Source organism: Gluconobacter sp. OJA (assembly GCF_039638325.1).
In the GTDB taxonomy this organism is placed as follows: Bacteria; Pseudomonadota; Alphaproteobacteria; order Acetobacterales; family Acetobacteraceae; genus Gluconobacter; species Gluconobacter cerinus.
In genome coordinates this window covers 642,469-668,250 of sequence record NZ_JBDIWI010000002.1, presented here as the reverse complement: position 1 = coordinate 668,250, position 25,782 = coordinate 642,469, and the positions used below count along the sequence as shown (strand labels likewise).

Genomic DNA, 25,782 nt, shown 5'->3' with positions numbered 1-25,782 from the left:
GCAACCTCTTTCAAGTCACCCTTTTGGAGAACCGCCGTCATGGGCATGAGCGTCGGATCGGACAGCACGCACGAAGACGAAGGTATCGTCGATATCAACACCACGCCGTTGATCGACGTGATGCTGGTGCTGCTGATCATGCTGATCATCACCATCCCGCTGCAGACACATTCGGTGGCGATCGATCTGCCTCAGGGCAATCCTCCGCCGTCTACCGAACAGCCCAAGCTGGTGACTGTTAGCATCAACTACGACAACAGCATTTCGTGGAACAGCGAGCCGGTCAACTCGGAAGCAGCACTCCAGGCCCATTTCCAGGCCGCTGCTGCTGAAGGTGATCAGCCTGAAGTCCACATTCATCCTGACCGTCTTGCCGATTATAAAACGGTTGCCCACGTCATGGCTGACGCTCAGCGTCTCGGCGTGACCAAGCTGGGTATCGTCGGTCTGGATCAGTTCATGGAAGGACAGTAATTCGTGTCTTTGTCCCTTAACCGCCGTCTGAGCGCCCGCTCCCTTCTGCTGGCTGGCGCTATTGGTGCAGCTCTTGTTGCTGGGCCTGCTGCCCATGCTGATGATGTGCTGGGCCAAGCTGTCGGCAAGGATCTTCAGCAGGCGCAGAGTGCTCTTGCCGCGAAGAGCTATGAAAAAGCCATGGCTGCGGTTGATGCCGCAGATGCGGTCAAGGGCAAGACGGATTACGAATCCTATACCATTGCCCAGATGCGTGCAGCGGTTGCCGCTCAGTCCGGTAACGTGGCTGCGGCAACGAAGGCGTATGATGTGCTCATCAATAGCTCTCGCACGCCGAAGGCTGCCAAGGGTCAAATGTTGATGGCTCAGGCAACCATGGCTTATGGCGCCAAAAACTATGCGGCTGCCATTCCGCCGACAGAGCGCTATCTGCATGAGCACGGGCCCGATCCGCGCATGCAGACCATGCTGATCCAGTGCTACTATCTTCAGGGTGACTGGAAGGGAACGGCCAAGGCTGCTCAGGAGCAGGTGGACGAGACGATCAAGGCAGGTAAGATTCCTGCCGAAAACCAGCTTCAGATGCTTGCCACGGCTTATACGGACCTGAAGGATGCGGACGCCAAGACGCACGCTTACGTCCTGCTGGCCAAGTATTATTCCAAGCCTGATTATTGGGCGATGCTGATCCATGATCTGGTCGCAAATCCTAATCTGGCACCGCCGCTGGTTTTCTATGTTGAGCGTCTGCGTCTGGCGACGGGTGTCTTGAAGGATCCGTCTGATTACCAAGATATGGGCGAGCGCGCTGTGCAGTTGGGTCTTCCCCAGCTTGCGCTGAACCTGCTCAATCAGGGCTACGCCAACAAGTCTCTGGGTAACGGTCCGACAGCTGCTGGCGATGCAAAGTTCCATGCTTTTGTTGCACAGCGTGCTGCTGCCGATCGTGCACAGCTTGCACAGGCTACTGCTTCTGCTGCCACAGACCCTTCTGCCGGTCCTGCTCTGACAACGGGTTATAATCTCGTTCTGAACGGTCAGGCTGATCAGGGTCTTGCCCTGATGAAAACGGGCCTGGGCAAAAATCCGCACTATCCGGATCTGGCTCAGGTCGAATTTGGCATGGCTCAGATGGATGCAGGCCATAAGGCTGATGCCATCAAGACTTTTGAAACCATTACCGGTAATGGTCCTGCAAAGGATGTTGCTGAACTCTGGGCTCTCTTGTTGTCTCGTCCTGCCGCTCACTGAGCTGGATAAGAGCTACAAGTTCAAGAAAAACGCCGGGGTTATTCCCGGCGTTTTTTTGTTTAAAAAGGCAGGATCGAGTCCATGACCTGCTGTCCGTAGCGCGGCGTCTGGATCTGCGTAATGGTCCCTCTGCCACCGTACGAAATGCGGGCTTCTGCCATTCTGTCGTGAGTGACAGTATTGTCGGCCGTAATGTCCTGTGGTCTGACAACGCCACTGACCCCGAGTTCGCGTAGCTCGCTGTTAACCCGGACTTCCTGTTTTCCCATCACGACAAAATTGCCGTTTGGAAGAACCTGAGTGATGGTTCCTGCCAGACGAAGGGTTACGGTTTCATTCCGGATGATCTTTCCTGTCGCGCTGCTATCGCTACTGCTTGCTGTGTTGAGACTGTCAGCGCCTGTTACCGCGCTGATTACCCGTCCTTTGATGCCAAACAGATTTGGGATTCCGAATTTTTCATCTGCTGCCCGATTGGCCGTCGTGCCGTTATTGAAAGCAGCGTTATCGGTGATGTCCACAATGATCGTGACCAGATCTCCGACCTGAGAGGCGCGCTGGTCCTTGAAGAATGCACGGCTGCCACTTCGCCACAGGCTGGAAGCTTCTTGCGGAGGGGGACGCAGGGGCGGCATTGGCATTGTGACCGGACGATAGCTGGCTGCCAATGTGGGGTCGGTGATTGACGTCATGCGGGGTGGGCGACCAACCTCGGAGAGCTGGGCCAGCGAGTTACAGGCGGAGAGGGCGGGAATCAGCCCCAATAGCCCCAGGCAACGCACAGCATGACGAGATGGAAGCAGCATGTGTGGGGCAATTCCGTTTGTTATGAATAAAACGACCCAAACATATATTTCGTAAAAAACGGGTTAACTCTGCCCCTGGACGGCCCCTTTAGCGCACTTTTCTCCGGTTTGTGAAAGTTACAATATCCATATTATCCCACGTCTAGGGTTCATGCCGTGCAAGGGGCAGCATTTGCAGGATGGAAGCTGATGTCGTCGTGTGCATAAACAGGGTGGGTTGAAGCGACATCAAGGAAAATTCATTTTTGAGCGGTGATAGTTCGATAAGCGATCACGTAGAAAGCGATACGGGAGAAAGCCGCATGGCCGTTGTGCGGCGTATGATGCGTGTTGCTGTTTCCGTATGTGTGCTGTCCTCGGCCGGTGGCGCCATGGCTGCCGAACCGGCGTCTGAAACGTCTTCGCCCGAAGGACGTACGGCGTCAGATCAGGCCAGTGGGGAAACAGAGGCTGCACCGTTGTCAGCAGGGGCTGCGGAGCTTTTGCCTAAAGCGTCGGCCTATGAAGACCTTGCCGGAAACCTGTCTGCTCCGCCTTCGCTTTTTCCTTTTGTGAATGACGCTCATGGTTGGTTGAGACGCCATGGAACGATTGCCCAGTTCGACAATATGAACGAGATGATGGGCGCTGTGACGGCTCCGACCAAAGGGTATGGTTACAAGCAGGGCGCGTCTAATGCCGGCCAGTATGCTCTGAATATTGTCACGGATTGGAACCGTCTGGCGAAGCTTCAGGGCTTTGCGACTCATGTGATTTTCATCGGGCGCTACGGCACAACAGCTAACCGCATGTTTGGAGACTGGCTGGCTCACAGTCAGGAAACCTACGGTGGTGGCGGAAACGTCGTGGTGCATCTTGTGATGGCATATGGGGAGCAGCACCTGTTCCAGAACCGACTGGCAATCGCAGCGGGGCGTATGTCCCAGCTATCAGATTTTGCCGCCGGTACTGTGTTTTGCTCCTTCGTGAACAATAGCTTCTGCGGTCGGCCCAAAGGTGCTTCTGACAGCGCCTATTACAGCTCTTATCCGGCGTCTGTCTGGGCGTTGCGTGTGAGAGGGCGTCCCTGGCGGCGGGATGTTTATGTCGAGACGGGTGTCTATTTTGCGGAAGAAGGCATTTATTCGGTCGCGCAACACAGAACAGGGTTCAAGCTGAATGGCTCGAATATTGTTGGTGAAATCTTTCCCGTAGAAATCGGATGGCAGCCCATCTTCCGTCGCCCTTCCGGAGAGCTGGCGTATCCGGGCCATTACAAACTTGGCATAGCCGTGGAGACGATGGGGCGATCTGAGAACTTTCTGGATACGTTGGGAAACCCGTATGCGGATAGCGGATATTCCGCTGCCCGCCATAGCGGTTCGTGGTCCACCTGGCTGATGGTAGACCAGCGGATCAAAGGCTCCAGAATTAACCCACAGGGCGGTGTCACGCTTATGGGGGGCGTTGTACTGAACGAGCCTCGAACGGCACTCAGGGATCGGCAGATCTATCTGGGAGCAACCTGGAAAGGCTTCTGGGCTGCCCGACCGTCAGACTCGATTGGACTGGCGGTCTCGTATGTTCATATCGCGTCAGGTGTGCAGAGAACTGAACGGATTCTTTTGGCTGCCGGCAAGTCTCTGCCTTATCGGGCGACGGGCTTGCAGACGCATCAGGAAGTTGCAGAGCTGAACTACACGTTCGCAATCGGCCGTGCGATGACGTTTGAGCCTGATCTCCAATATTACCATAACCCGAACGGGCAGGTGAACTTACGGGATGCCGTTATGATGGGCTTCAAGAGTCATATCGAAATCTTCTGAATTCGTTACGTGCAGGGAACCGGAAACGGCGCTGATCGTTTCTGATGGCTTCACCGTCTTTTCGGAGGATTACTCCACGTGCGTAAATCGATACTGCTTCTTCTGGCCCTTTCCGTGTCCTGCGTGACGTTGACGGCCTGCGAACACCACCGGACGTTCGGTGAAAAGGTGCGTGACACCGTTGATCCGCCGAAGGGCCCGATTGAACGCGCTGGCCGCTCTGTTGATCGTTCCCTCGGGAACTGATCCGGTACCCCTGCACAAGAGTTGCTCTCTTGCCCCGTGGCTGAATGTGGTCGAGAACGAAGGGATGGCGGAGCGGCCGTACCTTTGTTCGGTCCTCAGATCCGTCAGCATGGGAGAATGATCAATGCCGCCTGTTTCGGAAAATTCGCTTCTCACGTTGTCTAATTCCCGTGGTCCCTCAGGGCGGCCAGTGTGAGTGCAGGCGATGCGAATTCTTCTGACGGGTGGTCTTGGGTTTGTCGGTACCCATCTCAAAACACGCCTTAAAGACCGGATGCCCGATCATGTTCTGATTGAAGGGCAACTGGATCTTCTGGATCGTGAGGCCGTAGAGCGTGTTGTGCAGGATACACGCCCTGACGCCTGCATTCATCTTGCGGCTGTGTCATCGGTTCTGGAAGCCAGTCAGGACACGCGGCGCGCTTGGCAGGTCAATCTTGATGGCACGATGAATCTGGCGGAGACGTTTCAACAACACGCCCGTCACATCAGATTTGTGCATGTCTCCTCAGCTGAAATTTACGGCGCTTCTTTCGCAGAGGGCGTTCCTTTGACCGAAGCGGCGACCGTGGCGCCGTTGAATTCTTATGCTGCCAGCAAGGCGGCCGCGGACATGGCTGTAGGAATGATGGCGAAAGAAGGCCTGCATGCTGTAAGGATGCGGCCCTTTACACAGGCTGGAAGCGGCCAGGATGTGAATGCCATTCTACCCTTTCTGGCCTCTCAGGTCGCTCGGATTGAGGCGCATCGGCAGACTAGCATTACGATCAACCACCCGGATGTCGGATACGACATTACAAACGTCCGGGATGCGTGTGACGCCTATATCGATGCCCTGACGTTAGAGGGTGCTCCTGCGGATGGTACGATTTTGAACATCTGTAGTGGTGAGACCCGAACCGTACAGTCCATGCTGAATGATCTGCTAGAATTGTCGGGGGTGCACGCTGAAGTCCGTTTGGATTCTACTCATCCGACGCCGTCAGGATTGCAGAACATGGTGGGGGACCCTTCTGAAGCTCAACGCATTTTGGGATGGACAGCTCAGATTTCCTGGAAAAACACTCTTGAGGAAGTTCTGAACGATTGGCGTTGGCGTGTACGGTCCTGACCGTTCAAAATTTTGAGCCAGCAGACAGAGACTGAAATATGCCTGCTGGCTTGTGCTCAGTGCTGTTCCTGATCGGCGGACTGTGGGCACAGTGCCCGTTCAACCAAGGCGCAAACAATATGTGCGGCGGTGATATGCATCTGCTGGATCAGGGGCGTCCATGCGGAAGGCACGCGGAGCACGAAGTCAGCTTCGGGAATGTCCACGGATGTATGGCCAGTAAAGACGACGGTTATAGCACCCTGCGCGCGCGCAGCCTTGAGTGCCTCTATGATATTCGGCGAACGTCCGGACGTTGTGATTCCGAGGAAAACATCCCCCTTGCGCCCCAGAGCCAGAACCTGCCGGGAAAAGACGTGATCGAAACCATAGTCGTTGCCAATAGCCGTTAAGCTGGATGTATCCGTTGTCAGCGCAATAGCGGCTAGTGGTCGGCGATCATACATCAGGCGTGACGTGAATTCACCGGCAATGTGCTGGGCATCGGCGGCGCTTCCACCATTGCCTGCAACCAGAAGTTTTCGATTATCCTGCAGAGCTGACATGATGGTCAGAGCAATTCCTGCCATCATCTCGGAGCAGGCGTCGTCCTTTGAGAACGCCACCATCGTTTCTGCCGACTGGTTAAGATAGTCCCGCATATAATTCCGCTCGGAAGCAGGAAGGTCATTCAGCAGGGTGGATGTCTGGATCGATGACATCAGGGTCAACAGCTCCTGGAATACGATATAAAAAGCGGCGGTAATGCTTCTTGAGGCTCACCGGCATGACACAGAGACAGACTGGCTCAGGGCGCATCTGTCAAGCCGCTGACCTATAAAGCAGTCTCGCTAACTTGTGCGTTAAAGATTGAAACGCTTTTTGCGTGTGGCTCGTTGCAGGCCTGTATCCGTGAGGAGATAGACCCGATGTCACAGCCATCCTCCAGCAATTCGAGTGCACCCTTCCTGACTGCCCTTCGCGCCAGTGAAGCCAATACGCCTGACAGGAGGCGCTGGTGGAAGGAAGCCGTGGTCTATCAGGTTTACACACGTTCATTCTGTGACAGCGACGGAGACGGAATTGGTGATCTTCCGGGCCTCATCAGTCGGTTAGATTACCTGCAATCTCTGGGTGTACAGGTGATCTGGCTGGCCCCGCATTATGACAGCCCGAATGTTGATAACGGGTATGACATCCGGGATTACCGCAAAGTCGATCCCCTTCAGGGGACCATGGAAGACTTTGACCGGCTGGTGGAAGGCTTAAATACCCGTGGAATGAAACTCATTGTGGATATCGTGGCTAACCACACGAGTGACCAACATGCCTGGTTTCGCCAAAGCCGCGCCAGTCGGGAAAATCCCTATCGCGATTTCTATATTTGGAGGGATGGCCGGGATGGCGGACCGCCCAATAATTATCTGTCCATCTTTGGTGGAAGCGCATGGCAAAAAGATGAGACAACGGAACAGTATTATCTGCACTATTTCGCTCGCGAACAGCCTGATCTGAACTGGGAAAATCCGGCAGTCCGGAAAGAAATGTACGAGATGATGCGTTTCTGGCTGGACCGGGGCGTCGCAGGCTTCCGGCTGGACGCGATATGCTTTCTGTCCAAGCTACCTGATCTCAGAGACCTGACGCTGGCTGAGATGGAGAGCCTTGAGCATGTCTATGTCACCGGCCCCAAAGTGCACGATTATCTACAGGACATGCATCGGGAGGTTTTTGCAGGCCGGGACCTTCTGACAGTTGGGGAAGCTTTTGGTGTGCCCTTTGATGAGACCCCGGCTTTTGTAGAGGAAAGCCGAGGGGAAATGACGATGGTTTTCCACTTCGAAATTGTTCGCCTTGGTCGCCATGACTGGCAGGTTCAGGATTGGACGATCAAGGATCTCAAAGCGGTTTTAAGAGGGGAAGATACGTCGTCTGGCCCAGAAGGCTGGCTGACATCCTTTCTGGAAAACCATGATAACCCACGATCTGTCTCATGGTTTGGGGATCCGTCGCCCAAAGGGCACGGCCCATCAGCCAAGGCTCTGGCAACAATGCTCCTGATGCGGCGTGGGACGCCCTATATCTATCAGGGGCAGGAAATTGGCATGACGAATATCCGGTTTGATGGGATCGAGGATTTCGAGGACATCAATGCCAGGGGCATTTGGGACAATACTGTCGGTATTGGAAAAATGTCCGCAAAGGAGGTGTTGTCCAGCCTGTCAAAGATCAGTCGGGATAATGCACGAACACCCATGCAATGGGATGGAACGTCGCGTGCCGGGTTTACGACTGGTGTGCCGTGGTTTCGGATCAATCCGAATCATACGGACATCAATGTGGCCCAGCAGGAAGCTGACCCCGGGTCCATTCTGAACTATTACCGCCGGTTGATTGAGCTGCGCGCTACGCATCAGGCGCTGATTTACGGTACATTTGAAGATGTTGATCCAGACCATCCTTCGGTCATTGCGTTTACGCGTACGCTAGAGGACGAGCAGTTTCTTGTTCTGATCAATATGTGTGGGGAAAAGGAACACTATATTCTGCCGCATGGTCTGAAAATATCTGAGGTTCTGATCGACAGCGCATCAGCTCAGGCAGCGGACGTGCTACCTGAGCTGAAGCCCTGGCATGCAGGCGTTTATCGACTTGCACCACCAGCAGACATCTGAAGAAACGTCTGCTCAGTTAGGCAGCCTCAAAAAGTTCGTTGCCCACCAACCCAGACTTCTGCGATTTGCAGCGTGTCATCCAGAACGGTGAAATCGGCCAGGAGATCGGGAGTAATTGTGCCCCGATCATGAAGGCCAAGATAAGTCGCTGCATTGGTGCTGACGAGCCGTGCAGCCTCCGGAAGTGATTTCCCGGCCTGCACGGCGTTGCGCACAGCCTGGTCAAGGGTCAGGACACTTCCTGCCAGAGAGCCGCCGGGAAGGCGGACAACGCCATCCTGGATCAGGACGTCCTGTCCACCCAGACTGCTGGGGCCTTCCGGTTCACCTGTTCCCCGCATGGCATCTGTCACGAACAGGAGGCGGTCCCCCATAACGCGTGAGGCCAGACGAAAGCTGGCGGGGTGCACGTGGTAGGTATCGAAGATCATTTCCGCATACGCGGTGTCGCTGCACATGAGTGCCGTTACCGGGCCGGGTTTGCGCCCCTCAATTGCAGACATGGCATTGAAAAGATGGGTCGCACCAACGGTTCCGCCAGCTCCACAGACAAGGCAGATGGCGCGTTCGGCGCCTTCATAATCTGTGGTGGTATGGCCGAGACTGACCCTTACGCCAGCCGCTGCAAAACTGCGCATGGCACTTTCTGCATGGTCCAGTTCGGGAGCAAGCGTGACGACGCGGACACACCCGGTTTCGACAGCTTCCTGAACCCGGTCAGGGGAGGGCGGAATGGCAAAGGGAGGCTGCGCACCCAGCTTGTGGGGACTGACAAACGGCCCTTCCAAATGGGCTCCATGAATGCGCGGACCGTTTTCTACCCCGCGTTCACAGACTTCCGCGACAGCTCTCAGGGCATTCATTACGTCATTCCAGGGGGCCGTAATGGTTGTCGGGAGAATGGTCGTCGTGCCGTGAGACATGTGGAACCGGGACAGTGTTTCAATGGCTTCCACGCCGTCCATGGTATCTGCCCCACCGCCACCATGAACATGTCCATCAATGAAGCCCGGAAGAATGTAGCGGTTGCCAGCGTTTTTCAGCGGCTCAAGATCGTGGATATGGGTGCCGAAGGTCACGCGACCGGCGACGATCCGGTTCCGGAGTACGAGATTTCCATCGAGATGAGACGTCATTGTTTCTGGTCCAGTGGGAGAAGGCCCGTCTGTCCGTAGCGGCGAGCGTAGAAAAGAACTGCGAGATAGGATGGCAGGACGAGGAGGGCGAACATTGCCTGAAACCCGACATAAGGCTTTAGCAGGACATAGATCTGCGGAATGATCGCACCGCCGCTATACGCCATAACAATCAGGGCCGAAGCCAGTGGGGTCCAAGGGCCAGCGCCTCGAATGGCAATCGGGAAGATCGTCGGCATGATCATGGCGTTTGTGGCGCCCAGCAGAGCGACGCAAAGTACAGAGGCGTAACCATGCGTCAGGAAGGCCGCAATGGTCAGGATGCAGCCGCCAATGCAGGAGAACTCAAGAAAGCGTTCCTGCGTGATGATGCGTGGAACAACGACGAACCCGGCAACATAACCCGCCAGCATTCCGGCTAGGGTCAGGGAGGTGAAGAACTTGGTCTCGCTTAGCGGAAGGCCAAAGCCTTGCCCGTATGTGCCAATGGCATCGCCCGCCATGACTTCGATGCCGACATAGATGAACATAGCCGCAATGCCGAAGACAAGATGCGGCCGGAAAATCTTATCTGTACTTCCGCTTACGCTTGGGAGCGGCGGGGCTTGGAGTTCCGGCAGAGGAAAAAAGATCACGCCCACTGCAGCAACCAGAAGAACGACAGCCATGCTCATATAGGGCGCATAAATGGCATGGACGAAGCTGTTTAGAATGGCGTCTCGTGCTTCTGGTGTTGCTGCAAGCTGCACTTTCTCAGCGACATTCCCGATATCGCCCATGACGACTGTGGCCAGGACGATAGGCGCCAGAATGCCGGCGAATTTATTGCAGACACCCATGATGGCAATACGCTGGGCGGCCCGTTCGGACGGACCAAGCAGGCTGACCAGCGGATTGATGACGACCTGCATCAGCGCAAGGCCAGAGCCCAGCACCAGAAGCCCAGCCAGTGCGCCGCCATAAATGCGCATGGAGACAAATTGCCCGAAGAGGGCCACGCCTGCCGCACACAAAACCAGCGCCCCGGACAGACCGCGGCGCAAACCCAATGAGCGGGCGACAAACGATGCGGGAATGGAGAACAGGAAATACGACAGGTAAAAGACCAGAGGCACCAGAAAGGCGCTGATGTCCCCCAGTGAGAACGCAACCCGGACAAACGAGATCAGTGGCCCGTTCAGCCAGGTCACAAAACCCATCATGAAGAAGATGGCGGCGGCAACACCAAGTGGACCAAGGCCGTATGAGCCAGTCAGGCTGTCCGGGGAACGGTTCATGTCACTTCTGCTCCACAGGCCTGATCGTACAGGCCAAGAACTGTGTCGATTGCGGAAAGAATGATGTCGCGCGGTTGCCGTGGAAGCAGCTCGTCGCGGATTTTTTCGTACTGCACAGGCAGGAACTGGCTCAGAAGCGGATCTGGCAGCCCTGTTTCCTCAAGTTGGCGCAGAAGCGTTTCAACGGCGGCTTCCGCATCAGGTTGAGGCCAGTAATAGCGGATACGGTCGCTGTAAGCATAGTGACGGAGAATGGCGAGCTTGCTCTCTGTGCCTTCGTAATGGCCACGCCACTGCGCAGGCTGCTGGGTCATGATCCGTTCCATAAGCGCCCGCAGGCTTTCCTGCTGTGGCAGAAGGACGGAGCGGATGCCGTCCAGCCCATACAGGGCTTCACGCAGGGCAAAGGTCAGGCCCGGTCCGACTTTCAGAAGCAGAAAGCCGTCTTCCACAAGCGCGCGCAGGGCGGGGAGGGGCTGATAATCGGTCGAATGGGCCTCGAAGATCTGGCCCGGCATCTGGTTTAGCGTGGCCGAGAGGGACTGCGCGCGTGGCCGGTCGTAAATCACGACATCTTCCACACCGAATTCTACGCCCGGCTGAACGACAAGCCCGATCACGCGGCTCCAGACATCATCTCCCAGAACCCGGCGGAACAGCGTTTCGTGAACCTGAAGTGTTGCAGTGGCAGCGTCCGGAGAGGTTGGCTCCAGATGATCCAGAGCCTCAGCCGTACCACCTGGAACAGGGACTTCCGTTCCAATGATATAGACGGCCTGACCGGGAGCCGCGCTTTCGGCGCGCTGTGCAAGGGCGCAGGCGCGCTCGGCAACGGTTTCATCGGAAAGCGCAACCGGTTCGCCCGCGCAGCCCATGCTGGCATCGAGATGCAGTTTGACGAAACCCGCTTTTGCGAAGGCTTCGATCATGGTCAGGGCCTTGTCCATGGCTTCCTGCGGGGGCAGGGATTTCCATGGATTGGGGCCAAGATGGTCGCCGCCCAGCAGAACAAGATGCGCCGGGCAGCCGACCTTAGCGGCAATTCCAAGCACAAGATCCCGGAAATCTGCCGGGGTCATGCCAGTATAACCCCCATCCTGATTGACCTGATTGCAGGTCGCCTCGATCAGAACATGCCTCTTGGTCCGGGCAGCGCGTTGAAGTGCTGCCTCCAGCACCAATGGGTGTGCGGAACAGACAGAAATCAGTCCTTGACGTTGGGCTTTCGGAACGTCTGGATCGTGCGTCTGGCGAACGAGGTTCAGGAACGGAGAAAGGCTCATGAATCAGGCGATCGTCACAACTTTGGTCAGATGACGAGGGGCCAGAGTATCCAATCCCTTCGAGCGCGCGACATATTCGCCGAAAAGCTGAAGCACTGGCAGAACGACCAACGGGCGTACATCTCCGCCTTCCTTAACGGAAAGAGAGACGGTGCCGGGGCCACCAATGCCTAGAACGCGTGCGCCCTTGCCGATCAGATCCTTGGCAAGAATGCTCTCTTCTTCCAGCGTGTCCGGGTGGTACAGGAAGACGACGAGAGAGCTGTCATCAATCAGGCTGATCGGACCGTGACGGTATTCCAGAGGATGATGCGCTTCCGTCTGGCTCAGGCTCATTTCCTGAAGCTTCAGGGAGCCTTCGCGGGCAACACCATAAAGCGCACCAGCGCCCAGGAACACGAAATGGGAACGGCCTTCGATCAAGGCCTTGAGCTGCGGATCTGCGGCGTTAAGGAGCTCCTCGGCAGCCTTTGTTGTTTCCGGCGTGACAGAAATACCCGCATAACGCAGACCCATCAGCAGCATCAGACTGGCCGACGCTGTCATGACGATGCCTTCTTCCGCATGGGTTTCGGCCAAGACGGTTTCGTCTGCGTTCTTCTCGAGACTGGTCTCTTCCGCGCAGGTGAAAGCTGTGACGTGGAGCCCGTTCTTTCGGCTTTCGATGGCAGCGGCGACCGTCTCAGTCGACTCTCCGCTGCGTGAAAGAGCTAGAATGTTTGGGCGGATTGAGGACGGCACATAATCCTGCGGGCGGCGTGTCCACTCATTCCCTGCAACGGCACGGGAAAACACACCGTTGGCGTTCAGGCTTGCTGCGATTGAATCCGCAATATGAACGGATGTTCCACATCCCACGACGACCGTGAAAGTCTCCGGGTCCGGATGCACATCCTGCATGTCTACCTGGTTCCAGAGGGGAAACTGTTCGCGAATACCGCGCTCGGTAGCGTTCATAAGAAAACCTTTCAGGCCCCTGAGCCTACGGTGTCGAGGGTACGGGAGAGGGATTGAATCCAATGTGTATCTGCGGCCCATCCGGCCTGGCGGGCAGCAGAAATGAGGCCTCCGCCAATGGGAGGGAGAAGGGGCGGGCGAGGCGCTCCGCATTGTTTTGCGATGGCATTTCGCAGGTACGCGCTTTGAAGCGTGCCGCCCGCATAGCTCCAGGGAAGGTCTAATCCCGGCATTTTTCTACGCGCCGCAATGATATGCGTGGCCAGATCGGATGCGGCCTGATCCAGAAGAGCCATGGCCGGGACACAACCATCTTCGGCCAGAACAGATACATGACGGGCGAGAGCTGCAACGGCAGAGCGAGGATGCTCAAGGGTGCCATACCACTCCAGAAGAGCAGGCGTGCAGAGTTCCGGGCTGGATGGCAGGCCCATGGCCGCAGTGAAGGGCGCCAAGAAGCTGGCATCCTGCGTGTTTCGACCATCGAGAATGTGCGTCAGAAGTGCCAGGGCGTTTCGGCCGATCTGGTAGGCGCTGCCTTCATCGCCAAACAGGCTACCCCATCCGCCGACCCGGCAATGCTTGCCCGCAGCATCGGACGCCCACGCCATGGAGCCTGTGCCAGACAAAAGAAGAATGCCGGGCTGTCCCCCAAACGCGGCTGAACAGGCCATGTCCACATCATTTGTGAGGGAATATGGAATGTCTCTGAGATTTTCGGAGACAGCGTTTTTTTGCCGGGCGCACAGCGTTTCACTTTCGCCGTATCCGGCCAGCCCAAGTCCGACAGACTGGGTCTCGACAGGGAGCGCCTGCAGAAGGCCTGTCAGCCTCTCGCGCCAAAGGGGTTGGTCAAAAGGGTTCGTTCCGCCTGTCTGCCGGCTGGCGGCGACTGTTCCATCCTGACGAAGGACAACAAGGAGAGTCTTGCTGCCCCCGCCGTCAATCGCTGCGATACAGGGTTCAGTCACGGCCAGGCTTTCTTGCGGGTAGTAGGATCCTGTCTCGATCTGACTAGCCAGAGGCCAGTCATGTCAAGTCATCTTTCTGAGCGAAACGTTCCGATTTCGATCATTTTATGCGTGCTTTTTGAAAAATATGGGTATGCTTCGGCGCACCGTGTCATGGCTCAGTGGGGAGAGCGTCTTTTGGCTTCTGACCGGCTGGCTCAGATCCGGCATTACCTTTACCTGAACGGAATGAGTGGTGTCCACGAGCTGGCCAGACAGGTGGATGCCTCTCTTGCGACGATCCGGCGGGATCTTCAGTTGCTTGAAGAGCAGGGCATTGTCATCCGGACACGCGGCTGTGCTTCCCTGACTGCTTCCATCGATCGAGAGGTTGCGTTTGAGGCGCGGGAAAATCACGCACTCGAACACAAGCGCGCCATTGCGGATCTGGCTTTTTGTCGTATCGAGCGAGGATCAAAGGTTTTCTTTGATGCCGGGACAACCGTTCTGCAGCTCGCGCGGCGTCTGCGCATTTCTCCCATGCCACTGACGGTCTTTTCCAACAATATCATGGTTTCGGAAATGCTGAGCGGTGTTGAAGGTGTCGAGACGATTCTTCTGGGTGGCAGAGTGAGGCATACCAATCGCAGTCTGGTCGGACTTTTGGCAGAGCAGGCACTGGAGAAACTCTGGTTCGATCAGGTATTTCTCGGCGCCAGTGCTGTGCAGGCAGATGCGACGATTTCGACGCCTGATGAGGAAGAAGCCAGGCTCAACGCGCTTATGATGAAGCGGACGGAGACGTGCTTTCTTCTTGTGGATAGTACAAAATTTGCGCGCCATTCCACTTACAGTGTCGGGTTCCTGGATCAGGTTTCCTGTATTTTTACAGACACCGATCTTGATGCCCGACAGGTTCAGTCTCTGCGAGACGAGGGGCATGACGTCGTGCTCGCGGGGCATGCAGAAGGAAAGATATAGGATGCTGAACGAGCCCAAAATTCTGGCTGAGGTTTCAGGCCTGGCTAATCTTTATGAAAAAGCGTTGGGTGAGAATGATCTTCAGACCCTGGATGACCTCTTTTATGCGGGACCGGAGACAGTCCGATACGGGGTTGGTGAAAATCTCTATGGCATCGAAGAAATCAGGGAATTCCGGAGGCAGCGTCCAGGAGGCTCTCCGCCACGGGATGTGCTGAAACGCGTCATCACGGTGATTGGTCAGGATGCTGCCGTGGTTGATCTGGAGTTTCAACGCCGGGGTGGTTCCAAAATCGGCCGTCAGAGTCAGACATGGTTTCGTACACAGAATGGCTGGAAGATTCTGGCTGCGCATGTTTCCCTGATGGCCGACATATCCTGAAGACTGACTCTGAAGAGGCGACGGCAGCAGCATGAATCTTTCGGAAGATAAAGAAATCGAGGTTCTCGCAACGGCGAATGGCCTTGTGATACCCGCTGAATTTCATAAGGGTGTTCGGATGAACCTCGACCTTCTGCGTTCCTATGCGACCCTGATCGAGGGAATGGAACTGTCAGACAGGCTTGAACCTGCGTTCGAGTACGAACCATGAGCGGGCTTGAATTTCGCACGCTGGACATTGCTGCGCGTGTTCGAAGCGGCGAGTTATCTGCAACAGACGTAACCAAAGCTGTTTTTGCAGACATCGCCGAGCGGGATGGAGCATTGAATTGCGTCACGCGCGTCCTCACGGATCGGGCATTTGCCGCTGCCGCTGCAGTTGATTCTGCTGTTGCGGAAGGCCGTGATCCTGGCGCGTTGGCGGGTGTTCCATTCGGGATCAAGGATCTGTTTGATGTGGCCGGTCAGGTTACAACAGCGGGTTCGAAGGTGCTGGCAAATGATCCGCCTGCGACGCGAGATGCCGCACTCGTGGCACGTCTGATCGACGCTGGAGCCATTCCCGTAGCACTGACAAACATGGACGAGTTCGCTTACGGGTTTGCGACGGACAATGCCCACCATGGCGTCACACGCAACCCTCATGCGCCGGATCATCTGGCGGGTGGTTCGTCTGGTGGATCGGCGGCTGGGGTGGCGGCGCGCCTGTTTTCGCTTGGTCTGGGGTCCGATACCAACGGGTCTATCCGTGTTCCAGCCTCTTTGTGTGGTGTTTGGGGGCTTCGGGGAACGCAGGGGCGTTTTCCAATTGAGGGTAGCTACCCGTTTGTTGCCAGCCTCGACACAGTTGGGCCTTTTGCGGACAGTGCGGGCGGCTTGAGAGCGTGTTTTGAGGCATTGGTACGGACGGAAAGCGCACCTGTTGATGTTGGTGGCTTGAAAGTGGCGCGCCTGGGTGGATGGTTCGCGGAGAACATGTCCGCTTCCATGCAGGAGGCAGCAGACGCACTGGCGGCCCGGCTTGGTGCCAAAAACACGGTGGAACTGCCTGAAGTTGCGCGGGCGAGAGCGTCTGCTTTCGTGATCAGTGCCGCGGAAGGAGCAGCACTTCATCTGCATCGTCTGCGCACACAGGCGAAAGATTACGATCCGTCAGTGCGTGACCGTCTGCTTGCTGGCGCCCTTTTGCCGGCTTCCCTGATTTTCCAGGCGCACCGTCTGAGAAACTGGTTTCGCGCACGGATGCATGAGGCTTTTGCTGATGCAGATATTCTGCTGGCGCCTGCGGTGGTGGGTGAGGCACCGCGCTTTGATCAGCCGTTGATCGAGGTAGGGGGTAAAATGGTCTCTGCGCGTGCCAATCTGGGGCTTTATACGCAACCGCTGACGTTGGCAGGCTTCCCGGTTTTGACGGTCCCGATGAAAACGGCAGGACTTCCGTTGGGAGCCCAGCTTATTGCGCGCCCGGGCAGGGAAGATCTGCTGCTGGCTCTGGGGGAATCCCTTGAGCGGGATGGAACTGTGGAAGCTCGATTGGTCTGAACCTGAGAAGGAGGCGCTTTTACAGGAGCGCCTCCTTCTCTTGAAGTTACCAGGCCGCCACGGACCCATCGCTGCGTGGGTCGGTAGCCCCTTCGAGGCGACCATTCGCATGCCTTACGATGGCTCCGGCATGTCCCATGATGGATGACATGCCAGGAAGCTGCTCAATCACATGTCCTGCATCCTGAAGGGCCTGAACTACGGTCGGATCAAATCCAGGCTCCAGTTTGAGCGACGTGCTTTCCTGCCCCCATGTGCGACCCAGGAGCCAGCGGGGACGGCAGATCGCCTCCTGCAGTGGAACACCATGTCGGGCATAGCGGCTGAAAACGGCGGCCTGTGTCTGGGGTTGGCCTTCACCCCCCATGGTTCCGTAAACCATGACGCGTCCATCATTGAGACGCGCAGCAGCGGGGTTCAGGGTGTGGAAAGGCTTTGAGCCGGGAAGCAGGCAGTTCCAGCCAGAGGGTTTCAGGCGGAATGAAGATCCACGGTTCTGCCAGAACAGACCGCTTTGCGGCAGCATCACACCGGAGCCAAACTCGAAATAAAGGCTCTGGATCATGCTGACCGCTACACCGTTGCTATCAATGGCACCCATCCACGTCGTGTCGCCCCACTGGGTTTCTTCCGTCCAGGGGAATGCTTCTGTCATGGAAATGCGGGCGGCCATTTCGTCGAGCGCTGACGGGTCTTGCAGAAGCGCGCGAATATCCTCTTCCGCAGTTGAGCGGCCATCGATTTCGCGATTTCGGTAACGAAAAGCCTGCTTCGTGGCCTCGATCAGTCCGTGAAGGTGCTCATAACTTTCTGGCGCGTCGCATTGGGGAAGACGATCTTCCAGCGCGAGGATCAGCAGAGAGGCTGCCCCCTGTGTTGGGGGTGCCATATTATAGAGCGTCCCCATCGAAGTCTGAACATCCAGCGGCGCTTTGACTTCAGCGCGATGAGACAGGAAGTCTTCCAGACGCAGGGGGCTGCCAGCGGCCTCAAGATCGGCCGCCATGCCTTTTGCCAGATCGCCCTCATAAAAACTCCGTAGACCATGGTGAGCGAGGCTTCGCAGTGTAGCCGCCAAAATAGGCGAGGTCTGAATTTCCCCTTCCTGCCAGGGAATATCGTCAGGGATGCAGAAAGACCGAAAAGCCTCGTTTCCACAAAGCTCTGCCTGCTTTTCCTTCAGAAGTGCGGCTTCGCTCTCCGAAACGACGCGTCCGGTGCTGGCATAATGGATAGCATCGCGCAGGAGGCGATCTAGCGGGAGGGAGGGCTGTTGCTTGGCACTTTCTTTCAGGGCTGCTTCCCATCCAGAGACCGTTCCGGCGACAGTATTGGCCGCCAGACCACCGCGCCAAGGGATGACGCTGTGGCCAGCCTGAGCATACAGATCCAGCGTGGCATTTCTGGCCAACCGTCCGCAGGCGTCAATCGCAATGGTCTGCCCGTCGGGGTAGGAAATTAGCCAGAACGAATCTCCCCCGAGGCCTGTCATGTGGGGGTAGACCGCGGCCAGTGCAGCGGCTGTTGCTACAATGGCTTCAATAGCTGTCCCGCCATCTTTCAGGACGTCCAGTCCAGCCTGACTTGCGAGGTGATGGGGGGATGTCACCATCCCGCGGAGAGAATTGGGCGTCTGCATGGAAAATACCCGTCAGGCAGGAGGGGAAGATTGGAGGCGGGAGATATGGTCACACAAAGTCTGGATCAGCAGCTCTTCTGGCCCCTGAGCCGTCTGGTGACGTGTGGCCGCAATGAAATCGACATTCGGGATGCGCGGCAGGGAGGGCATCTCGCAAAGGGAAAGCCCATCAGACTCTCGCAGAAACCCTGGCTGCGCCGTAATGCCGTATCCTGCACGGACGGCGGCCAGAATTGCGCTCAGATTGCCGCTGGTGAAGGCGATGTGCCACGGGAGTTCGGCACGGTTCAGGGCTTCGATTGCAAGGCGCCGGGTGACGCTACCTTCCGGGAACGTCACCAGTGGAATGGACTGACCGTCTGAGAAAGGTGTTTGCGCCGGGCCGAACCACCGCAATTCTTCGGTCCAGAGCTTCTGGCCGTGCGTCTCGGAAGAGCGACGCATCCCGCAAAGCAGATCAATTTCATCATTGTCCAGAAGGCGCGTTAGGGATGCACTGAGCCCGATGGTCATTGTGATCTGAAGAGAGGGATGTGCCGCGCGGAAAACGCCCAGAATTTCTGGGAAACGCGTTAACAGGAGGTCTTCCGTCACACCCAGCCGGATGGTTCCACGTGGTGTCCCGTCCCGGAAATAGGCAAACAGGCTATCTTCAACCTGCAAAAGGCGCTGCCCTAATGAGACGAGGGCCGTGCCGTTTTCTGTCAGGCGTACAGCTTTGGTGCTGCGTGCCAGCAGCCGGGTGCTCAGTTGCTCTTCCAGCCGGCTGACATGCTGACTGATCGTGGACTGACTGACACCCAGCATCTGCGCGGCAGACGTGAAATGCAGAGTTTCTGCAACCGCCAGAAACGACTGTAGATGCATGGGATCAAGGTGGGTTTGATCTTTCATGCGAATATGTGAGGTGAGTTTTATCACGAGGTCAACTTGATCTGGTCCCGTTATGAGCGCAAACTTTATTCAAGATTGTACGTCCTTCTGGCGGAGACAAAATGACAGCCCACGGAGCCCGTGCCGTTCAACGGTGCCGCATTCTCGTTGAACCTCCATTCAGCGAGACGGCTGGTAGCCTTTTCCGTTTCTGGCTCGGAACATCCTATCGACATACCCTCGCTCAGGTCCAGATCTGGATGGAAGAAGCAGGCATGGATGTGCGGACCGATGCCGTGGGTAATCTGGTTGGTCGCTATGAAGGGACAGATCCAAAGGCGCCGGTTCTCATGATTGGCTCGCATCTTGATACGGTGCGGAATGGGGGGGCTTTTGACGGCAACCTCGGGGTGATGCTGGGAATCGAGCTGGTTGCAGCCTTGAAGGATCAGGGCACGCGCCTCCCATTCCCAATCGAGGTTATTGGGTTTGGTGACGAGGAAGGATCCCGGTTTCCTGTTCCCATGATCTGCTCCCGAACAATGACGGGGGAGATCAGTGCCGTTCCTCAGGGCGTAACGGATTCTCAGGGCGTGACGGTTGCCGAAGCGATGCTGTCATATGGCCTTGACCCGTCGCAGCTAAAGAATGCAACGCGCCGACCAGAGGATATTCTGGCCTTTATCGAACCGCATATCGAACAGGGGCCTTGTCTGGAAGCTGCGGATGAGCCCTTGGGCGTCGTGACCGCGATTGCTGCCCAGACCCGCCAGCGCGTCATGGTCAAGGGGCAGGCCGATCATGCTGGTACTACGCCAATGACTCTACGCCGCGATGCGCTAGCCGGGGCTGCGGAGATGATGCTGGCAGTAGAAAAGCGTGGGTTGAACGGGGCCGGAAATCTCGTGGCAACGGTCGGGCAGATGGAAGTGACGCCTAACACGTCGAATGTTATTCCCGGCGATGTCTGGTTTTCACTGGATATGCGCGCAGGCTCCAATGAGGTGCGTGACGCACTGGCTGAAGGCATCCGGTCCGATATTCGCGACATTGCGAACCGGCGCGGACTGGATGTCTCCTTTACGGCTCCACAGCAACTGGCAGCAGCAGCGTGCTCTCCGGGGATCATTGAACGATTTGCTTCGGCTGTTGAAACGGTAACAGGGCGCTCTGCCCCTCGGCTTCTTAGCGGTGCCGGGCATGACAGCATGGCCATGGCGGGCTTCTGCCCGATGGGTATGCTGTTTATTCGCAGCCCGGGTGGTCTGAGCCATCATCCAGATGAAACAGTGCTTGTGGAAGACGTTGAACTCGCCCATCGCACCCTGCTTGCTTGCGTCAAGGAATTTCAGTCATGACTTCATCTTTTGCTCAAATTGATCCGCCATCGCGCCTGCTGATGGGCGCAGGGCCTGCCAATGTGCACCCACGCATTCTACGGGCCATGGCAACGGACGTCATTGGCCAGATGGACCCCGAAATGACGGCTTACATGGATGAAACCATGGCGCTGTACCGGGAAGTCTTTCAGACAAAAAATCACTGGACGCTGCTGATCAACGGTTCTGCCCGTTCGGCCATTGAGGCTGCTCTGGTTTCGCTGGTTTCTCCGGGCATGAAAGTGCTTATTCCGCGGATCGGGCGCTTTGGCCTTCTGCTAACGGAAATTGTTCATCGGTGCGGCGGTATTCCCTGCACTGTGGATGTGGAGTGGGGGCAGGTTGTTGATCCGGCTGCCATTGAAGCTGCCATCATTGAACACAAGCCTGGCCTTGTGGCGACCGTGCATGGCGATACGTCCACCACAACGGCCCAGCCACTCGCGGAAATCGGGGCCATCTGCCGCCGTCACAACGTCCTTCTCTACGTCGATGCGACTGCTACGCTGGGCGGAATGGAGTTCAAGACGGACGCCTGGAACATCGATGTCGCAACTGCCGGGCTGCAGAAATGCCTTGGTGGACCGCCGGGATCTGCACCGATCACGCTATCGGACCGTGCTGTAGAGGCCATTCTGCGTCGGCGCCATGACGAAGCCGGTATTGCGACAGGCCAGCCGCAGGGTGAGGGGCCGGTGATTCAGTCGAATTACTTCGATTTGGCGATGCTCATGAATTACTGGTCTCCGGCACGGATGAACCATCACACTGAAGCGACGTCCATGCTTTATGCGTCCCGCGAGGCTGCTCGGATCGTGGTTGAGGAAGGTGTGGATGCCCGGGTCGCACGTCACACGCGCGCCGGACGGGCCATGGTGGCGGGTCTGCGGGCGATGGGGCTGCGCGTTTATGGAGACGACACTACGCGGATGACCAATGTGACTGGCGTATGGGTTCCTGAAGGGGTTGATAATGCCCGGGTTCGCGAGCTGATGCGCAAGGACTTTGAAATCGAGATCGTCTCGTCTTTCGGTCCATTGACAGGCAAGATCTGGCGTATTGGCGCGATGGGTGTGAATGCGCAGAAGCACAAGGTTCTACTGACCCTGGCGGCGTTTGAAGCCGTTCTCGCAGGTGAGGGCGTCCAGCTACCCCGTGGGGCCGGAGTAGATGCGGCGCGTGCTGCCTGGGATGCTGCCTGAAGTCTTTCGCAGTCAGATCAGGCCGGATTTAACTTTTCGGATGATTTTTCCGGCCTGACCCACTTTTCCTGCCACCGCCACTTTCCTTGTTGACGGTTGCCCAGGCACGGCTCTCAGCTTCTTTCCTAGGGACGCCGTGCTTTTCATAGTTTTCTTCGATGTGCTCAGCCTGGCGTTTCTGCTTGTCTGTGTAGGCTGATTTGTCTCCACGTGGCATGGTCTGTCCTCCTAAAAACAAGGTCTGAAGTGGCATTACGCTTTAAGAACCGTCAGGTTTTGCCGGTAAGATCGCCGGATGTGGTATTTTCATAGAATGTAAGACAGTTTTCTTTCATTAAGGGCTTGCCAAGCTCAAAGCCGTTAGTTAGAAAGCGCCCACCTCGATGGATGCGCCGGTGTAGCTCAGCTGGTAGAGCACGTCATTCGTAATGATGGGGTCGGGAGTTCGAATCTCTTCTCCGGCACCATCGAGGTATTTTCCTCAAAATAGATCAGGCTACCAAGCATACAGTTCCAGTATGCAGATGGACTTTGATGTCTGGTTTTTGTCAGATTATTGCCAGAAAATTTTCTGGCTCTGGGCAAATGCTGTAAAATGGGTCTACCATTCGGCATCAGATCCTGATGCGTGGGCCACGTTGTGCTGGCTGCACTGTCTTATGGCGGCTCCATGCGTTAGGTTAGGAGCGTCATGACTGACCGTTTTCACAAACGCCTCTGGCAAAATGCCGTCAACCTGTCCCGGACACCGCAGCGCCCACGTGCGTCGTTGCATGTTGTGGAAGGTTTGCACGAATGCTCCGTCTGTGGGCTGTTCCAGAGGGTTCCCGAACTCAAGCCTGGGTTTCTGGCAGAGTGCGAACGCTGTGGCGCGCAAATTGCACGCCGTCGGAAGACCTCCGTCATTGGTGCGCCTGCTGCTTTCTGTGTGGCCTCCGCTGCGCTCTACATTGCTCTCCTGATCAGTCCACTCATGACGCTGAACGTCTATGGACGAGAGAACACCGTCGCTTTGATGTCTGGCCCTATTGAGCTATCGCATCAGGGCTACAACACCATGTCTTTCCTGGTCGGACTGACAACTCTGGTCATGCCAGGCATTGTCATCGCCTTGATGGGGGCTGTGCTGTATGGCGCGTCCCGCCCCCACATGCCTGACTGGACCCCGAGACTTCTGACCTGGTACGATCGCCTTCGTGGCTGGTCCATGGTGGAAGTCTATGTTCTGGGCGTTCTGGTTGCCTATACCAAGCTCGTGGATCTTGCCCTCGTCGATCTGCAACCCGGAGTGTACCTGTTAGGTGGCCTGATGCTGACGATGGCCGCCATGGATTCCACGTTTGATGACGATCTGATCTGGAACAATCGCGACTTGCGAAAAAGGGTGGACGGCCATCGGGGGCGTATTCTGGATGTTGCTCATCTGGATGCTCACGAGGACGCGCTTCCTCCTGTTGAGCACATGTTGTCCTGTCACGCCTGCGGACTGGTGGTCGCTTTTGATCATCCTGTCTTGCAGGAGGCAGATATGGGCGATTGTCCGCGGTGCGATCAGATATTGCGCCGACGTAAAAGGCAAAGCCTTGCATCGGCCAGCTGTCTCCTGATCGCCGGCGTTATTTTCTACATTCCGGCCAATATGCTGCCTGTCATGACCTACACCAAAGTGGGGTCAGGCGCGCCGAGTACCATTATCAGCGGCGTGATTGAGTTGTGGCAGGCTGGTATGGTGCCTTTGGCCCTGCTGGTTCTTTTTGCCAGCATTACCGTTCCGGTTCTGAAAATTCTGGCCTTGAGTTTCATGATCATCAGCACGAAGCTGAGGTCCCGGTGGCAGCTACCGCTGCTCGGGAAACTCTATCGCATGGTGGACATTATAGGGCGTTGGTCGATGATCGACGTCTTCATGATCTCTATTCTCTGTGCGGTGGTCCATTTTGCGTTTCTGGCCAATGTGACTGCCGATCCTGGCATGATCTGTTTTGCTTTGGTTGTGATCCTGACCATTTTTGCCGTGGAGTTGTTTGATCCTCGGGCAATGTGGGATGCGGCAGGCCTGAACAGTTCTGTGGCCAGCGACGCAACGAGGCGTAGCCTTTCTGATGGCAGGCCAACCGATGGCCCGACCCCTTCTTCTGATACCTCTATGGAGCCTGAAAGCGCGTGAGCGATTCCCGAAATAATCGCGGGCAGCAGCCGGCCTTTCCGGAGGAAGCTCCGGTACGCCGGACCCGCTTCTCCCTGATTCTGCTGATTCCAGTTCTGGCTATTCTGATTTCTGGTTGGCTGGCCTGGAAGCATTTTGCCACGCGTGGGCCCGAGATCACGATTACCTTTGATACTGCAGATGGCCTCACTCCTGGCCAGACGCAGGTCAAGAACAAGGCCGTGACGCTGGGTACAGTGCAGGACATTACTCTGAGCCGTGACATGCGTCATGTGAGCGTCAAGGTTCAGATGAATGCGAATAGCGCTCATATTCTGACAGACAGCACGCGTTTCTGGGTTGTGCGGCCACGTATTAACGGTGCCAGCATCACCGGACTCGATACGTTGATTTCCGGGGCTTATATCGCGATTGATCCTGGAACCTCTGGGGAGCATTACCAGACTGAATTCCGCGGTCTTGAAGCAGCCCCGGGCGTTCGCTCTGACCAGCCTGGAACAACATTCTGGCTCGTGTCACCGGCTCTCGGTTCATTGGGTGAGGGCGCTCCCGTTTTCTTCCGGGATGTCCCTGTTGGTGATGTGCTGGGCTATACGATGCCGCCGGGGGGTGAAGGCCCGATTGTTGTGCAGGTCTTCATCAAGGCGCCATATGATCATTACCTGCGTACGGACAGTCGCTTCTGGAATGTCTCGGGAATTCAGGTTGGTCTGGGTGCCGGTGGTCTGAAGGTTCAGATGCAGTCGCTGCAAGCGCTGTTTTCCGGTGGTGTGGCGTTTGGGCTGCCGGATAATCGGAATGCCGTGAACGCGCCTGTTGCCCCTGCAAACTCGGTTTTCAAGCTCTACACAAGCCAAGCTGATGCAGAAAGCGCCCGATATCATCAGCGTCTCCGTGTCGTGACGTATATCGATACATCCGTGAAGGGGCTTGCGGCTGGAAGTCAGGTCAGTCTGTTCGGCCTGCAGGTCGGAACAGTGACATCTGTAAAGTTGCAGATGCCTTCTCCGCAGGCGCACCCGAAGGTCCGGGTGGAAATGCAGATCGAGCCCGAGCGCATGATGCCGGAATGGAGCGAAAGCCAGCTTGCGCGTGCCAAGGAGTATCTTGCCGCGTTCGTGGCCAATGGCCTGCGTGCTTCCGTCCAAAGCGCCAGCTTCCTGACGGGTGAATCGCTGATCGGGCTACAGTTCGTGAAGAATGCACCACCTGTGACCATGACGTATGAGGGGGACGTCGCTGTGCTCCCCAGTCAGCCAGGTGGCATGGACGGGATCATGGAATCTGTTTCCACCATCACGGACAAGATTGCAGCGATGCCGCTCACGCAGATTGGTGAGCACGTCAATGACCTGATCGCACATGCGGATGGCCGTTTGAACAGCCGCGAAGTGACGCAGTCTCTGGTTGCGTTGCGTAATTCGCTCCAAAACCTGGATGCGTTGAGCAAGAATGCCAATCAGCATCTTCCAGAGCTTATGACGGCCCTGCAGGGAACCTTGACCAATGCTCAGACTCTTCTTGGGTCCTACGGCGGAGATACGGATTTTCAGCGTAGCCTTCAGGGCATGATTACACAGATGACGCAGATGGCGCGTTCGCTCCGCTTCCTGACGGACTATCTGGGACATCACCCATCAGCACTTATTACCGGTCGTAGGAACTGA

General features: G+C 56.5%; 23 protein-coding genes, 1 tRNA gene and 1 pseudogene. 15 read left to right on the top strand and 10 right to left on the bottom strand.

The genetic code is table 11. The features are described 5' to 3' along the window. The first annotated feature begins 39 nt into the window (after nt 1-39). Together ABDK75_RS13500 and ABDK75_RS13495 are read left to right on the top strand one after the other, a co-directional pair. Nucleotides 40-474, top strand: coding sequence for a biopolymer transporter ExbD (locus ABDK75_RS13500; RefSeq protein WP_086633119.1), 435 nt, complete (start codon nt 40-42; stop codon nt 472-474). A gap of 3 nt (nt 475-477) precedes the next feature. Further along, nucleotides 478-1,725 carry a hypothetical protein gene (locus tag ABDK75_RS13495; RefSeq protein ID WP_346006129.1) on the top strand — a complete coding sequence of 416 codons (1,248 nt, stop codon included), beginning with the start codon at nt 478-480 and terminating at the stop codon, nt 1,723-1,725. Nucleotides 1,726-1,784: 59 nt separating this feature from the next. On the opposite strand, the gene flgH is transcribed toward ABDK75_RS13495, so the two are convergent. Then, nucleotides 1,785-2,531, bottom strand: a complete 747-nt coding sequence (flgH, locus tag ABDK75_RS13490; protein ID WP_346006128.1) for a flagellar basal body L-ring protein FlgH — start codon at nt 2,529-2,531, stop codon at nt 1,785-1,787. 302 nt (nt 2,532-2,833) lie between these two features. On the opposite strand from flgH, the gene ABDK75_RS13485 reads away from it, so the two are divergent. The 3 genes from ABDK75_RS13485 to ABDK75_RS13475 all read left to right on the top strand — a co-directional run bounded on the left by ABDK75_RS13485 (nt 2,834) and on the right by ABDK75_RS13475 (nt 5,693). After that, nucleotides 2,834-4,336 (top strand): carbohydrate porin, encoded by a 1,503-nt coding sequence (locus tag ABDK75_RS13485; RefSeq protein WP_249211396.1) that lies wholly within the window; start codon nt 2,834-2,836, stop codon nt 4,334-4,336. Between the two features lie 78 nt (nt 4,337-4,414). Further along, the gene (locus ABDK75_RS13480; protein WP_167386170.1) at nt 4,415-4,582 is read left to right on the top strand and encodes a hypothetical protein; all 168 of its coding nucleotides are present in this window, start codon (nt 4,415-4,417) and stop codon (nt 4,580-4,582) included. A gap of 205 nt (nt 4,583-4,787) precedes the next feature. Beyond that, nucleotides 4,788-5,693, top strand: a complete 906-nt coding sequence (locus ABDK75_RS13475) for a GDP-mannose 4,6-dehydratase (RefSeq protein ID WP_346006127.1) — start codon at nt 4,788-4,790, stop codon at nt 5,691-5,693. A gap of 56 nt (nt 5,694-5,749) precedes the next feature. Here the strand turns inward: ABDK75_RS13475 and ABDK75_RS13470 are convergent, their stop codons facing one another. Next, nucleotides 5,750-6,394, bottom strand: a complete 645-nt coding sequence (locus ABDK75_RS13470) for a D-sedoheptulose 7-phosphate isomerase (RefSeq protein WP_346006126.1) — start codon at nt 6,392-6,394, stop codon at nt 5,750-5,752. A 207-nt stretch (nt 6,395-6,601) separates the two neighbouring features. Between ABDK75_RS13470 and ABDK75_RS13465 the strand changes: the two genes are divergently transcribed. Then, nucleotides 6,602-8,347, top strand: a complete 1,746-nt coding sequence (locus tag ABDK75_RS13465) for an alpha-glucosidase (protein ID WP_346006125.1) — start codon at nt 6,602-6,604, stop codon at nt 8,345-8,347. Nucleotides 8,348-8,373: 26 nt separating this feature from the next. Here the strand turns inward: ABDK75_RS13465 and nagA are convergent, their stop codons facing one another. The 5 genes from nagA to ABDK75_RS13440 are packed head-to-tail and all read right to left on the bottom strand — an operon-like array spanning nt 8,374 to nt 13,971. Then, nucleotides 8,374-9,483, bottom strand: coding sequence for an N-acetylglucosamine-6-phosphate deacetylase (nagA, locus tag ABDK75_RS13460; RefSeq protein ID WP_346006124.1), 1,110 nt, complete (start codon nt 9,481-9,483; stop codon nt 8,374-8,376). Beyond that, entirely contained in the window at nt 9,480-10,760 is a 1,281-nt protein-coding gene (gluP, locus tag ABDK75_RS13455) for a glucose/galactose MFS transporter (protein WP_346006123.1), read from the bottom strand. Before gluP ends, nagA begins: the two co-directional genes overlap by 4 nt. After that, nucleotides 10,757-12,043 carry a D-tagatose-bisphosphate aldolase, class II, non-catalytic subunit gene (locus ABDK75_RS13450; protein ID WP_346006122.1) on the bottom strand — a complete coding sequence of 429 codons (1,287 nt, stop codon included), beginning with the start codon at nt 12,041-12,043 and terminating at the stop codon, nt 10,757-10,759. The genes gluP and ABDK75_RS13450 overlap by 4 nt, the downstream gene beginning before the upstream one ends. A gap of 3 nt (nt 12,044-12,046) precedes the next feature. After that, a complete protein-coding gene (locus ABDK75_RS13445; protein ID WP_346006121.1) occupies nt 12,047-13,000 on the bottom strand; it encodes an SIS domain-containing protein in 954 nt (317 codons plus the stop codon). Between the two features lie 11 nt (nt 13,001-13,011). After that, the gene (locus ABDK75_RS13440; protein ID WP_346006120.1) at nt 13,012-13,971 is read right to left on the bottom strand and encodes a BadF/BadG/BcrA/BcrD ATPase family protein; all 960 of its coding nucleotides are present in this window, start codon (nt 13,969-13,971) and stop codon (nt 13,012-13,014) included. Between the two features lie 60 nt (nt 13,972-14,031). Between ABDK75_RS13440 and ABDK75_RS13435 the strand changes: the two genes are divergently transcribed. From ABDK75_RS13435 to ABDK75_RS13420, 4 genes are read left to right on the top strand one after another with little or no spacing between them, the layout of a single operon-like run. Beyond that, complete coding sequence (locus ABDK75_RS13435) at nt 14,032-14,931, top strand: DeoR/GlpR family DNA-binding transcription regulator (protein WP_346006119.1); 900 nt, start codon at nt 14,032-14,034, stop codon at nt 14,929-14,931. A 1-nt stretch (nt 14,932) separates the two neighbouring features. Then, nucleotides 14,933-15,313 (top strand): oxalurate catabolism protein HpxZ, encoded by a 381-nt coding sequence (hpxZ, locus tag ABDK75_RS13430; protein ID WP_346006118.1) that lies wholly within the window; start codon nt 14,933-14,935, stop codon nt 15,311-15,313. 31 nt (nt 15,314-15,344) lie between these two features. After that, nucleotides 15,345-15,524, top strand: a complete 180-nt coding sequence (locus ABDK75_RS13425; protein WP_046900228.1) for a DUF4089 domain-containing protein — start codon at nt 15,345-15,347, stop codon at nt 15,522-15,524. After that, entirely contained in the window at nt 15,521-16,855 is a 1,335-nt protein-coding gene (locus tag ABDK75_RS13420) for an AtzE family amidohydrolase (protein WP_346006117.1), read from the top strand. The genes ABDK75_RS13425 and ABDK75_RS13420 overlap by 4 nt, the downstream gene beginning before the upstream one ends. A gap of 46 nt (nt 16,856-16,901) precedes the next feature. On the opposite strand, the gene ABDK75_RS13415 is transcribed toward ABDK75_RS13420, so the two are convergent. Continuing rightward, nucleotides 16,902-18,467, bottom strand: a complete 1,566-nt coding sequence (locus ABDK75_RS13415) for a gamma-glutamyltransferase family protein (protein WP_346006189.1) — start codon at nt 18,465-18,467, stop codon at nt 16,902-16,904. 39 nt (nt 18,468-18,506) lie between these two features. Then, nucleotides 18,507-19,388 carry a LysR family transcriptional regulator gene (locus ABDK75_RS13410; RefSeq protein WP_086633132.1) on the bottom strand — a complete coding sequence of 294 codons (882 nt, stop codon included), beginning with the start codon at nt 19,386-19,388 and terminating at the stop codon, nt 18,507-18,509. 101 nt (nt 19,389-19,489) lie between these two features. Between ABDK75_RS13410 and ABDK75_RS13405 the strand changes: the two genes are divergently transcribed. Next, nucleotides 19,490-20,725, top strand: a complete 1,236-nt coding sequence (locus tag ABDK75_RS13405; RefSeq protein ID WP_346006116.1) for an allantoate amidohydrolase — start codon at nt 19,490-19,492, stop codon at nt 20,723-20,725. Further along, a complete protein-coding gene (locus tag ABDK75_RS13400; protein WP_346006115.1) occupies nt 20,722-21,948 on the top strand; it encodes an alanine--glyoxylate aminotransferase family protein in 1,227 nt (408 codons plus the stop codon). The genes ABDK75_RS13405 and ABDK75_RS13400 overlap by 4 nt, the downstream gene beginning before the upstream one ends. A gap of 49 nt (nt 21,949-21,997) precedes the next feature. Here the strand turns inward: ABDK75_RS13400 and ABDK75_RS13395 are convergent. Then, nucleotides 21,998-22,165: pseudogene (locus ABDK75_RS13395) on the bottom strand (plasmid stabilization protein); the annotation flags it as partial. A 174-nt stretch (nt 22,166-22,339) separates the two neighbouring features. Here ABDK75_RS13395 and ABDK75_RS13390 point away from each other — a divergent pair. From ABDK75_RS13390 to ABDK75_RS13380, 3 genes are all read left to right on the top strand, one after another. Beyond that, nucleotides 22,340-22,415 (top strand) — tRNA-Thr (locus tag ABDK75_RS13390). Nucleotides 22,416-22,639: 224 nt separating this feature from the next. Beyond that, the gene (locus ABDK75_RS13385; RefSeq protein ID WP_046900222.1) at nt 22,640-24,115 is read left to right on the top strand and encodes a paraquat-inducible protein A; all 1,476 of its coding nucleotides are present in this window, start codon (nt 22,640-22,642) and stop codon (nt 24,113-24,115) included. Then, complete coding sequence (locus ABDK75_RS13380; RefSeq protein ID WP_046900221.1) at nt 24,112-25,782, top strand: intermembrane transport protein PqiB; 1,671 nt, start codon at nt 24,112-24,114, stop codon at nt 25,780-25,782. Before ABDK75_RS13385 ends, ABDK75_RS13380 begins: the two co-directional genes overlap by 4 nt.

Bases quoted from the DNA above. Each gene is read 5' to 3' on its own strand.
- ABDK75_RS13500 (WP_086633119.1), top strand. From the start codon at position 40: ATGGGCATGAGCGTCGGATCGGACAGCACGCACGAAGACGAAGGTATC.
- flgH (WP_346006128.1), bottom strand. From the start codon at position 2,531: ATGCTGCTTCCATCTCGTCATGCTGTGCGTTGCCTGGGGCTATTGGGG.
- ABDK75_RS13485 (WP_249211396.1), top strand. From the start codon at position 2,834: ATGGCCGTTGTGCGGCGTATGATGCGTGTTGCTGTTTCCGTATGTGTG.
- ABDK75_RS13475 (WP_346006127.1), top strand. From the start codon at position 4,788: ATGCGAATTCTTCTGACGGGTGGTCTTGGGTTTGTCGGTACCCATCTC.
- ABDK75_RS13470 (WP_346006126.1), bottom strand. From the start codon at position 6,394: ATGTCATCGATCCAGACATCCACCCTGCTGAATGACCTTCCTGCTTCC.
- ABDK75_RS13465 (WP_346006125.1), top strand. From the start codon at position 6,602: ATGTCACAGCCATCCTCCAGCAATTCGAGTGCACCCTTCCTGACTGCC.
- nagA (WP_346006124.1), bottom strand. From the start codon at position 9,483: ATGACGTCTCATCTCGATGGAAATCTCGTACTCCGGAACCGGATCGTC.
- gluP (WP_346006123.1), bottom strand. From the start codon at position 10,760: ATGAACCGTTCCCCGGACAGCCTGACTGGCTCATACGGCCTTGGTCCA.
- ABDK75_RS13450 (WP_346006122.1), bottom strand. From the start codon at position 12,043: ATGAGCCTTTCTCCGTTCCTGAACCTCGTTCGCCAGACGCACGATCCA.
- ABDK75_RS13445 (WP_346006121.1), bottom strand. From the start codon at position 13,000: ATGAACGCTACCGAGCGCGGTATTCGCGAACAGTTTCCCCTCTGGAAC.
- ABDK75_RS13435 (WP_346006119.1), top strand. From the start codon at position 14,032: ATGTCAAGTCATCTTTCTGAGCGAAACGTTCCGATTTCGATCATTTTA.
- hpxZ (WP_346006118.1), top strand. From the start codon at position 14,933: ATGCTGAACGAGCCCAAAATTCTGGCTGAGGTTTCAGGCCTGGCTAAT.
- ABDK75_RS13425 (WP_046900228.1), top strand. From the start codon at position 15,345: ATGAATCTTTCGGAAGATAAAGAAATCGAGGTTCTCGCAACGGCGAAT.
- ABDK75_RS13420 (WP_346006117.1), top strand. From the start codon at position 15,521: ATGAGCGGGCTTGAATTTCGCACGCTGGACATTGCTGCGCGTGTTCGA.
- ABDK75_RS13415 (WP_346006189.1), bottom strand. From the start codon at position 18,467: ATGGTGACATCCCCCCATCACCTCGCAAGTCAGGCTGGACTGGACGTC.
- ABDK75_RS13410 (WP_086633132.1), bottom strand. From the start codon at position 19,388: ATGAAAGATCAAACCCACCTTGATCCCATGCATCTACAGTCGTTTCTG.
- ABDK75_RS13405 (WP_346006116.1), top strand. From the start codon at position 19,490: ATGACAGCCCACGGAGCCCGTGCCGTTCAACGGTGCCGCATTCTCGTT.
- ABDK75_RS13400 (WP_346006115.1), top strand. From the start codon at position 20,722: ATGACTTCATCTTTTGCTCAAATTGATCCGCCATCGCGCCTGCTGATG.
- ABDK75_RS13385 (WP_046900222.1), top strand. From the start codon at position 22,640: ATGACTGACCGTTTTCACAAACGCCTCTGGCAAAATGCCGTCAACCTG.